The following is a 9,834-nucleotide window of genomic DNA, read 5'->3' on the forward strand; positions in this document are numbered from 1 at the left end:
CCCCATCCCCCCATCCCCCCATCACAGCGCAAAGCGCTGTATAGTGATGCGCTCTATATTCCCTATTCCCTAACCTTAACACTTCCAAGTTAATGTATTCGGATCGAACTGACACACTTTAGGAAATTCAGTCTCCATAGAAATAGAAGGCAACGTCGAACCATCCGGAAGGACAGGCAGGCGAGAAGGGCAATTATCCAGAGTTTGCTCAATCCGGTTCGCTTGAGTTTGGGCAATTCTGGCAATATCCACCCAAGTATTGAGAAAATTCACCACTTGATTAGGTGAAGAAGGCAATGTAGGAGTATACGAATTATTTCTGTTTAAAGCATTAACCTGAGCTTGAATTTGGGGAATCCGATCGATCCATTGGCCTAAATAATTAGCATAGTCTTGGGGATTATCAGAAGTCGGTGGACAAGTCCGGGTGAAAACTTCTGTCGTTTGCAGCAAGATATTGAACACAGGACAAATTTGGTTATCCCGGCAGGAAAACCCTAGGGTTTGCGCTGAGGCTGAAGGGTTAAAGGTTAGGCTGCTTAAGGTTAGACTGCCGAGGGTAAGAAACCAAGCCGGTTTGGGTATGGGCAACATTTGAGTATTCTCCAAATTAAATCCATCACTGTTAGGTATAATGACACATCCTTTTTAATTGATACTTTGATTTTAGCGGGTGCAGATGGCGATCGGGTAAAATAGAGTTGGGTCTTTTTATTCAGATATATGATTAATATATACGCTTACGCAGGTAAACCCCAAAATATTAAAGTTTTTGTTCAATGAATATTAAGCAAGTTTTAGTTATTGGCTTTGGAATCATTCTCAGTACTGTTCAAAAGAAATAATCAAGAAGAGGAATTGTTGCGTTTAGTGAAATCAAAGAAAGGGAAAATAATCATGGATTTGATCCGAACAGATTTAGAGAATATGATTGATATTGAAAATCAAATCCTCTGAACAATTCAGTGACAAATGTAGTTCATAGTAACCAGCAAATTACCTTGAACTTAAAACAACAGCTAATTGCGGTTGAACAGCTTATTGAGTCCATTACTAGCATCAATGCTGGAGCAAAGGATAATGCCAGTTCTATGACACAGATCGGTGAGGGTATCCAACAGTTGAATGGTGTGGCATTGGAGCTGAAGAAAATTGTTTAAACGGACTGCTTCGTAAGCTATGACTAGAGTGTGAAGCACTATATTACTTTGAGAACGAACAGAGGTAATTATGGGAGGATCTTGACTAGATTGACGCGATCGCTATTTACCCTAGGCAAATGGTATGTTATCTGTAGTATAATTAAGCCATATTAAAGGGTTGTCAGGTTATGGTACAAATACTCCTAACCCTAGCGGTTCTAGGGACGTTAGTGGCACTTCTCGCGTCTATCGTCATTGGCTCATATAATTCTTTAGTTAAGTTACGCAATCGATATCAGAATGCTTTTGCCCAGATTGATGTGCAGTTGCGCCGCCGTTATGATTTAATTCCCAATTTGGTGGAAGCGGTGAAAGGGTACATGAAGCACGAGCGGGAAACCTTAGACGCTGTGATTCAAGCTAGAAACGCGGCGGTAAGTGCCACGTCCCAAGCTTCTCAAGCACCAGGCGATCCCACTGCGATGCAGACGTTGGGCAATGCAGAGGCAATGCTAACGGGATCTTTGGGACGGCTGTTTGCTTTAGCTGAGGCGTATCCAGATTTGAAGGCAGATCGAAATATGGCTCAGTTGATGGAAGAGTTGCGATCGACTGAAAATAAAATTGCCTTTGCTCGCCAGGCATTTAACGATGCGGTGACGCTCTACAATACCAAGCGTGAGGAGTTCCCCAGTAATACGATCGCCAGTTTCTTTAACTTTCGGGCAGCACAGTTGCTTAAAGAAACCGATCCCAATGTGAAAAATGCGCCGACTATTTCCTTCTAGAAAACGATAGACTTTATTGTGTTGTTTTGTTGGTTGGTTACTATGTCTTCCAAGTATTCAAGAAAAAGAAGAGATGATTTAGCCAGGCATTGCCGCCAAATGTTAGTGGAAAATAAAACTCAAGAAGAAGTTTTAACTTACCTCAAGGAAATAGGTTGCTCACTCTCTTTTTCGTTTTCAATTTGGGGGGAAACGAATAATCTACCTCTTGACGAAGCACGAATACAAGTATTAGGAAGTAAAACTTGGGAAAATGAAAGAAGTGATGCTATAGACTTTCACAATCAAGTGATGGATATACTGGATAAATTATAAATGCGCCCTAGAAAACGATGAACTTTTTTGAACATCAAGAGCAGGCACAGCGGAAAACCGTTTATCTGATTTTCCTATTTGCGATCGCCATTATCGGTATGATTTTGGCAATCTATGCTGTGGTAGCGATCGTTGTCTACATAGAAGTGCAAACTCAGCAATCCCTCTATTCTCCAGAGATCTTAGCGATCGTTGCCTTCAATGTCTTGCTCATTGTTGGGTTGGGGAGTGGGACAAAAATCCTTCAATTGCGAGGCGGGGGTAAAGTCGTTGCCTCTAGTCTGGGCGCGCGTTTGGTTCATCCGGGCACTTACGATAAACTAGAGCGACAACTGCTCAATGTCGTCGAAGAAATGGCGATCGCCTCCGGAGTTTCCGTTCCTCAAGTCTACATCATGGATCGCGAAGCCGGGATCAATGCCTTTGCCGCCGGGTTTACCGTTAATGATGCCATCATTGGCGTAACCAAAGGATGCTTAACCGAACTCGAGCGAGATGAACTTCAAGGCGTAATTGCCCATGAATTTAGCCATATTATTTATGGCGATATGCGCCTCAACTTATATCTCATGGGAGTCATCCAGGGAATCTTACTGATTCACATTATAGGGCGACAAATATTACACATGGTTTCTAATGGTCCTCGAGTGAATCGAAAAAAGCAAGGTCTTGTGATTATTGCTAGTCTCGCCGTTTTAGCCATTGGATATATTGGCTTTATCTGCGGACGAATGATTAAAAGCGCCATCTCCCGTCAGCGAGAATTTTTAGCCGATGCTTCTGCCGTCCAATTAACCCGCAATCCCCTAGGACTGTCCAACGCTCTGCGTAAAATTGGAGACTTAAGAGACGGCTCTCAAATCAGGACTCCCACCGCCGAAGAAGCCAGTCATTTATTTTTTGGGGAAGCTATCAGCAGCTTCAATAGCCGCCTCTTTGCCACCCATCCCTCCCTGACAGAGCGCATTGAACGCTTGGAAAATTTGCCCACTGGCACATTACAAGGGGAGGCTCCTCCACCAGCACAGGAACGAACCGCCGCTCTAGAATCACCAGAGACTCCAGGAATTAGCGGATTGCAAGGTGGATTGCAAAGTGGATTGCAAGGTGGATTGCAAGAAACAACCATCCATGTCGATCTAGAATCAATTGTAGAGGAGATTGGCAACACGGACAGCGCCCATCTCAACTATGCCCAATCCTTGCTGGTGCAACTTCCAGAACGGATCAAAACAGCACTCACAGACGATCGCGGTTGTCAGGCGATAATTTATGGACTATTCTTAAACTCACAAAACAGAGAGATTAGGCAGAAACAAATTGCCCACCTAAAAGCCACCGAACCCTCAGAAATACTCAATCGTCTTTGGCAGATTGTCGTCTGTTTTGAACACTTAAATCCTCGCTACCGTTTACCCTTAATTGATTTAACCATTCCCGTACTCAGACATCTGTCAACCGACTGTTATCAACATTTGAGTCAACAACTGCAAACCCTGATTAATACTGGCGGAAAATTATCCTTATCAGAATACACTCTACAAGCTGTTTTATTCCATCGTCTCGCGCCCTATTTCCATCCTCACCATCCCTCAAAACCGCCATCTACTCATGAAACTTGGAATGATTGCCTGGTCGTTTTGTCAGGATTAGCTAAAGTGGGGTATCAGGATAAGCAACAAGCTATTGAGGCCTTTCAATCTGGATTGCAGCGACTCCGTGGTGCGTCTAACAAAACGCTTCCTAACCAACTGAGTCCGGTGAATCTGAGCAGTATTCGTAGAAGTCTTAAAAGGCTGATCAACACTACTCCAAAAGTAAAACAGCGCATTGTAGATGCTTGCGCTCATACCGTTTTATACGATCGCGAAGTCAATCTTAAACAAGCTGAATTGTTACGCACGATTATCATTCTCTTAGATTGCCCCATTCCTCCATTTTTAGAGACTCTTGAATAATATTTAACCGTAAATCAACCTATGATTAACCATATCTTAACTTGACATTTGACCATTTTTTGAAATCATAAAAAGCGGGTATCTAATGGTAGACTGGGGGAATTATGCAAATTTTTATTAAAACAGTTAAACCCTTCCTAGGGTTCTTTATATTAGCTCTGGCCGCTACCTCCTTATTAAATGGGTGTCAATCCTCTAACCATCAATCTTACCAACCCATTAATATTGATGGTTCAAGTACCGTTTATCCGATTACTAAAACGGCTGCCGATCGCTTTAACGAAACCCAGAGTGTTCCCGTAGAGGTAACTGTAGGATTTTCGGGGACAGGGGGAGGCTTTAAGAAATTTTGTGCAGGAAAAACAGAAGTTAATAATGCCTCTAGACCCATTAGTTTATCGGAAATGGAAGCTTGCAAACAGGCAAAAGTATCTTATATTGAGCTTCCGATCGCTTTTGATGCCATTACTGTTGTGGTTAATCCCCAAAATAATTGGATTGAAAACATTACGATTGATGAATTACGAAAGATTTGGCAACCGGAAGCCCAACAGAAAATCACTCGGTGGAATCAAATTCGATCGTCTTGGCCGAACGCTCCTTTGAAATTGTATGGGCCGGGGACAGATTCAGGAACCTATGATTATTTTACTGAAGCAGTTACGGGGAGTGCAGGTTCGAGCCGTAGCGATTATATTGCCAGTGAAGATGATAGGTTACTGGAGCAACAAGTTAGCTCAGATGTCAATAGTTTAGGTTATTTTGGATTAGCCTATTACGAACAAAATAAAGATGAGCTAAAAGCCCTGAGTGTTGATAGTGGTCAGGGGCCGGTTTTTCCATCTAGGGAAACAGTGGAAAAAAGTGAATATCAGCCTCTAGCTCGTCCTTTGTTTATCTATATTAATCTGACGGCAGCTCAAAACAACCCAGCAATGAGAGAATTTGTGTACTACTTTTTAGAACAAGCCCCAGGAATTGCTGAGGAAGTGGGTTATGTGCCTTTACCAGAGGAAGCTTATCATATTAATGAAGTGACCTATAATCAAGGGGAAGTAGGCACGGTTTTTGAAGGTCAATCTCAGTTTGGCCTCTCTATTTCTGAGCTTATGCGTAAGCAAGCTAAGTATTAATTGAAGATGACCAAAATAACCCCTTATTGGCGGGAATCGTTAACTGAAGGATTAGGCACATTTATTCTTGTTTTTGCTGGCACAGGCGCAGTTATGGTTAATGACATAACTGGGGGTACATTAACCCATTTAGGAGTTAGTTTTGTCTTCGGTGCAGTGGTTGCGGCAATGATTTATGCCACGGGCCATATTAGTGAAGCCCATATTAATCCAGCGGTGACTTTGGGATTTTGGACAATGGGATCGTTTCCGGGAAAAAAGGTCTTACCCTATGTCATCAGTCAATGTTTGGGGGCGATCGCCGCATCCTGTGTATTACGCTATACTATCGGTCTGGTTGCCGATCTGGGAGCCACACAACCGCTCAACGGTAATGCAATGCAATCACTGGTCTTAGAAACCATTCTCACCTTTATCTTGATGTTCGTTATCTTGGGTTCGGGTTTAGACCGCCGCGCTCATCCGGGATTTGCAGGAGTGGCGATCGGCTTAACTGTGGGGTTAGAAGCTGCATTTATGGGTCCAATTACTGGCGCAAGCATGAATCCCGCGCGATCGCTCGGCCCCGCTTTTGTTTCCGGTCTCTGGGACTACCAAGGAATCTACTGGATCGCTCCCATTGTTGGGGCCCAACTTGCGGTCATTGTCTATCGCACTCTCTCTCCCAAATATGATTAACTGAGGGATTGCTCTCCCTATCTCCCCATCCCCCCATCCCCCCATTCCCCTATCCCCTTATCAGAACGCAAAGCGCTCTATTCATTATGAAAAAAGTCATGTTTGTCTGTAAAAGAAACTCCTGTCGTTCCCAAATGGCAGAAGGATTTGCTCGCACTCTAGGCAACAACAAAATTGAAGTGACCAGTTGCGGTTTAGAAGCCTCTAGAGTCCATCCCACAGCGATTGAAATGATGCAAGAAATTGGAATTGATATTACCGATCAAACCTCGAATCCCATTAGTGAATTCAAAGCTGAAGACTATGATGCCGTCATTTCCCTCTGTGGCTGTGGAGTTAACTTACCCCAAGATTGGGTTTTGCAAGAGATTTTTGAAGATTGGCAACTCGACGATCCCGATGGTCAACCTCTAGAAACGTTTCGACGAGTGCGTGGGGAAATTAAGGAACGAGTAGAAGGATTAATGGCTAAATTATAGATTCCCAATTACAAACATTATTAGGAATTCGGAATTAAGCTTGAGGAGATTTGAGTACTCCAGACATCAAGATCCACCAGGGAACATAGATATTGGGAACCCAAGTAGAACGATCGCGTAATTGGGGCGCAATCATGGGTAAAATAAACTGTAAAGACCGCAAAGATGCGGGTTGATTGCCCTCTCGGTCTACTACACCATAGCGTCGGGCTTGTTCAGCAACAATTTGCACTTTTCCCGTGCGTCTTATAATCTGAGAATCCGCAGCTAAACAGGCAATCACGCGGCCAGTTAATAAGGGAGTTTCCCAGTTAAAACCATCAGCAAACGGATTGCCTCTTTCTGGTAGTGTTCCGCTCGATGCTTGCTCTTGGGCAAATTGGGTGAATTTTTCTGTACCTACAATTCCCGGCCAAATGGATAAGGACGTAATGTTATGGGGTTTAAGCTCTAGAGCTAATTCTAGCGCCAGGCGATCGCACGCCGTTTTGCCTACCCCATACAACACCCCAAATATCGGAAACAATCCCCCCCAAGAAGACAGAGTACAAATGAGTCCCTGTTTCCGAGGAACCATCATTCTTGCCGCATACACGCTGGCGATATAATGTCCCCGCAGTCCCACTTGGTTCACCCGATCCCACAAATTCGGCTCCAATTCCCAAAAGGGTTCGCCATAGGTTTCTTTCAGCATAGAGACAGCAGCATAAGCATTATTCACCAATAGATCCAACTGTCCGTTTTGTTCATCAGCAATACGCTCAAACAACAAGCGCACCTGCTCATCCTCAGCATGATCCACTTGTACGGGAATACCTACCCCACCTGCTGCTTCAAGTTCTTTTTGGGTTTCTTCTAAACTCCCCATGCCTTCCTCGGAAGTATGCAGAGTTCTGCCAGTAATATAAACCGTTGCGCCAGCTTCGGCTAATCCGATGGCAATACCTTTTCCTAATCCACGAGATGCTCCCGTAACGAGGGCAATTTTCCCTTCAAGTGGTTTGGATGTCATTGTTTAGAGAACCTCTCATATGAATGTAAACAGTGCTGTAGCAGAAAAACCAAGGCAATATTTCTAAATATTTCACTTGTTCTGATTGGATTAAGTTAAAATGCTTCCTGTCTAAAGTTAAAATTCTTGTGATTTGATATCGTTCTGCTAGAATCCCTAAACTAGCATCCACCGTCGCGATCTAAAAAAGCAATAATTCCACGGGTATCTGCAATTATTCTTCTGTCCACAATAATGCTTCTGTTTGAGAGGATAAATCGCTTCTTCCACTGGCTCCCATCCCAATTGATTTGGGTAACTTTTTGGGGATAGGAGTGAAATGATCGGTGACTAATTCTTGGATAATTTCAGGAATCGATTTTCCAGTTTTATTCACCATTTCTTGAAGGATGGCTTCTGTCTCTTCTGGTAAATAAATAGAGGTAGGTTTCATCGGATTAATTATTTTTTCCACCAATAGCTAATAGGGAAACTGTGGGCTACCCTAAAAATCTTAACCCTTGTTGCCAATTTTGCCCAGAGAATCGGAACGTGATACAGTGAAATATTCTACCCTTACCCTCCAGCCCGTGTCCCAGATCCATGTTTTGTGATTATCTTGTCCAAATTCTCACCGCTCGCGTGTACGATGTTGCCCAAGAAACGCCCCTAGAAGTGGCGAACAACCTTTCTCGGCGATTGGGGAATCGCTTGCTGCTGAAACGGGAAGATATGCAATCAGTATTTTCGTTTAAGCTGCGGGGGGCTTACAACCGAATGGCAAAACTGCCCCCAAAGCAGTTAGCGCAAGGGGTGATTGCTTCTTCTGCGGGGAATCATGCCCAAGGGGTTGCCCTGGCTGCACGACATTTGGGAACTCGTGCGTTGATTGTGATGCCGGTGACTACGCCCCAGGTGAAAGTGGATGCAGTGCGATCGCACGGTGGAGAGGTTGTATTATACGGTGAAACCTACGATGAAGCTTATGGTCATGCCCGCGAACTCGAAGCCCAGAAAGGGTTAACATTTATTCATCCCTTTAACGATCCGGATGTAATTGCCGGACAAGGCACAATCGGGATGGAAATTTTACGCCAATATCAACAGCCGATTCATGCAGTTTTTGTAGCGATTGGTGGTGGAGGTCTCATTTCTGGCATTGGTGCTTACGTGAAACGCCTGCATCCAGAAACTAAAATTATTGGCGTAGAGCCAGTGGATTCCGATGCCATGAATCAATCCCTGAAAGCCGGAAAGCGGTTGAGATTGCCCCAAGTGGGCTTATTTGCTGATGGGGTAGCGGTGCGGGAAGTGGGAGAAGAAACCTTCCGCCTCTGTCAAGAATATGTGGATGAAATTATTGTGGTGGAAACCGATGATACTTGTGCCGCCATCAAAGATATGTTTGAAGATACCCGCTCTATTGTAGAACCAGCGGGAGCATTGGCGATCGCCGGCGCTAAAGCCTATGTAGAACGGGAAAATATCCAAGGACAAACCCTTGTTGCCGTTGCCTGTGGTGCCAATATGAACTTCGATCGCCTGCGGTTTGTTGCCGAGCGAGCTGAATTTGGAGAACGCCGAGAAGCCATTTTTGCCGTCACCATTCCCGAAAAACCCGGAAGTTTACGCCACTTCTGTGACTGTTTAGGTACACGTAACCTAACTGAATTTAACTATCGCATCGCCGATCGCACTTCTGCCCATATCTTTGTCGGCGTGCAAATCAAAGACCGAGAAGATGCCGCTCAAATCGCCAAGACCTTTGAAGAGACAGGGTTTAAAACCCTAGAATTAACCGATGATGAACTGGCAAAAATGCATCTGCGGCATATGGTTGGTGGGCGCTCTGCCCTAGCAGAACATGAATTATTATACCGCTTTGAATTTCCCGAACGCCCTGGCGCACTGATGAAATTTGTCGCCTCGATGAGTCCCAACTGGAATATTAGTCTCTTCCACTATCGCAATAATGGCGCAGACTATGGGCGTATTGTCGTGGGAATACAAGTCCCGCCCCAAGAAATGGCAGAATGGCAAGCGTTTTTAGACACTTTAGGCTATCACTATTGGGACGAAAACAACAATCCTGCCTATAAATTATTCTTAGCTTGATGAAGTTATAGCGCTGCGCGCTAGGGAATGGGGAATGGGGAATGGAGAATGGGGAATAGGGAATGGGGAATAGGGAATGGGGAATAGGTTTCAGTGCTTAAGGGGTGACAAGGAGGCTAAAAACTAGACTGTATAAGGGATAGAGCCTGTAGCCCTTGGGGAAAAAACCACCGCTTATGAGGTTTGCACTCCATTAATTCTTCAGCTAAAGAAGAGCCACATTGGAAGGAGTAAA

11 protein-coding genes are annotated in these 9,834 nt (G+C 44.3%); 8 read left to right on the forward strand and 3 right to left on the reverse strand.

The features are described from left to right. Positions 1 to 75 precede the first annotated feature (75 nt). Complete coding sequence (locus tag J7545_RS10495; protein WP_318702179.1) at positions 76 to 594, reverse strand: hypothetical protein; 519 nt, start codon at positions 592 to 594, stop codon at positions 76 to 78. A 371-nt stretch (positions 595 to 965) separates the two neighbouring features. Between J7545_RS10495 and J7545_RS10500 the strand changes: the two genes are divergently transcribed. From J7545_RS10500 to arsC, 7 genes are all read left to right on the forward strand, one after another. Then, positions 966 to 1,160: a hypothetical protein gene (locus J7545_RS10500; protein WP_318702180.1), complete on the forward strand. Its 195-nt coding sequence runs from the start codon at positions 966 to 968 to the stop codon at positions 1,158 to 1,160. Between the two features lie 170 nt (positions 1,161 to 1,330). Next, positions 1,331 to 1,930, forward strand: a complete 600-nt coding sequence (locus J7545_RS10505) for a LemA family protein (RefSeq protein WP_318702181.1) — start codon at positions 1,331 to 1,333, stop codon at positions 1,928 to 1,930. Between the two features lie 42 nt (positions 1,931 to 1,972). Next, positions 1,973 to 2,245: a hypothetical protein gene (locus tag J7545_RS10510; RefSeq protein WP_318702183.1), complete on the forward strand. Its 273-nt coding sequence runs from the start codon at positions 1,973 to 1,975 to the stop codon at positions 2,243 to 2,245. 17 nt (positions 2,246 to 2,262) lie between these two features. Next, positions 2,263 to 4,203: a M48 family metallopeptidase gene (locus J7545_RS10515; RefSeq protein ID WP_318702184.1), complete on the forward strand. Its 1,941-nt coding sequence runs from the start codon at positions 2,263 to 2,265 to the stop codon at positions 4,201 to 4,203. Positions 4,204 to 4,307: 104 nt separating this feature from the next. After that, entirely contained in the window at positions 4,308 to 5,336 is a 1,029-nt protein-coding gene (locus tag J7545_RS10520; RefSeq protein WP_318702185.1) for a PstS family phosphate ABC transporter substrate-binding protein, read from the forward strand. Positions 5,337 to 5,342: 6 nt separating this feature from the next. After that, a complete protein-coding gene (locus J7545_RS10525; protein WP_271939339.1) occupies positions 5,343 to 6,014 on the forward strand; it encodes an MIP/aquaporin family protein in 672 nt (223 codons plus the stop codon). 86 nt (positions 6,015 to 6,100) lie between these two features. After that, positions 6,101 to 6,493: an arsenate reductase, glutathione/glutaredoxin type gene (gene arsC, locus J7545_RS10530; protein WP_318719532.1), complete on the forward strand. Its 393-nt coding sequence runs from the start codon at positions 6,101 to 6,103 to the stop codon at positions 6,491 to 6,493. 34 nt (positions 6,494 to 6,527) lie between these two features. Here arsC and J7545_RS10535 read toward each other — a convergent pair whose 3' ends face one another. Together J7545_RS10535 and J7545_RS10540 are read right to left on the reverse strand one after the other, a co-directional pair. Next, positions 6,528 to 7,505 carry an SDR family NAD(P)-dependent oxidoreductase gene (locus J7545_RS10535; RefSeq protein ID WP_318702187.1) on the reverse strand — a complete coding sequence of 326 codons (978 nt, stop codon included), beginning with the start codon at positions 7,503 to 7,505 and terminating at the stop codon, positions 6,528 to 6,530. Between the two features lie 214 nt (positions 7,506 to 7,719). After that, positions 7,720 to 7,938: a ribbon-helix-helix domain-containing protein gene (locus J7545_RS10540; protein ID WP_318702188.1), complete on the reverse strand. Its 219-nt coding sequence runs from the start codon at positions 7,936 to 7,938 to the stop codon at positions 7,720 to 7,722. A 149-nt stretch (positions 7,939 to 8,087) separates the two neighbouring features. Here J7545_RS10540 and ilvA point away from each other — a divergent pair, with 149 nt between their 5' ends. Continuing rightward, a complete protein-coding gene (ilvA, locus tag J7545_RS10545; RefSeq protein WP_318702189.1) occupies positions 8,088 to 9,599 on the forward strand; it encodes a threonine ammonia-lyase, biosynthetic in 1,512 nt (503 codons plus the stop codon). The last annotated feature ends 235 nt before the right edge of the window (positions 9,600 to 9,834 follow it).

Source organism: Roseofilum sp. SBFL (genome assembly GCF_017746885.1).
GTDB lineage: Bacteria > Cyanobacteriota > Cyanobacteriia > Cyanobacteriales > Desertifilaceae > Roseofilum.